Source organism: Pseudomonas sp. SIMBA_068 (assembly GCF_046534705.1).
In the GTDB taxonomy this organism is placed as follows: domain Bacteria; phylum Pseudomonadota; class Gammaproteobacteria; order Pseudomonadales; family Pseudomonadaceae; genus Aquipseudomonas; species Aquipseudomonas putida.
On record NZ_JAWRYI010000139.1, the window covers coordinates 1 to 361 of the forward strand.

Annotated in this window: 1 protein-coding gene; it reads left to right on the top strand. The window is 62.0% G+C overall.

The features are described 5' to 3' along the window. A partial coding sequence (locus SB756_RS28545) for a kinase inhibitor (RefSeq protein WP_410912862.1) occupies positions 1-361 on the top strand: 361 nt, incomplete at both ends.

Below are 361 nucleotides of genomic sequence, written 5' to 3' on the forward strand. Positions count from 1 at the left end.
CCTGGGAAGCGGCACCAGAGGGTACCAAAAGTTTTGTGGTGACCTGCTACGATCCTGATGCCCCGACCGGTTCCGGCTGGTGGCACTGGGTGGTGGCGAATATTCCGGCCAGCACGACGTCACTGCCGCAGGGTGCCGGTTCCGGCAAAGCATCACTGCCAGCAGGCGCAATCCAGACCCGTACCGATTTCGGTCAGGCGGGCTACGGTGGCGCGGCGCCGCCACAGGGCGAAACCCATCGCTACATTTTCACCGTGCATGCGCTGGATGTGGAGACGATTGAAGTAGATGAAGGCGCCAGTGGCGCAATGGTCGGCTTTAATGTGCATTTCCACGCACTGGCGAGCGCCTCGCTGACCGT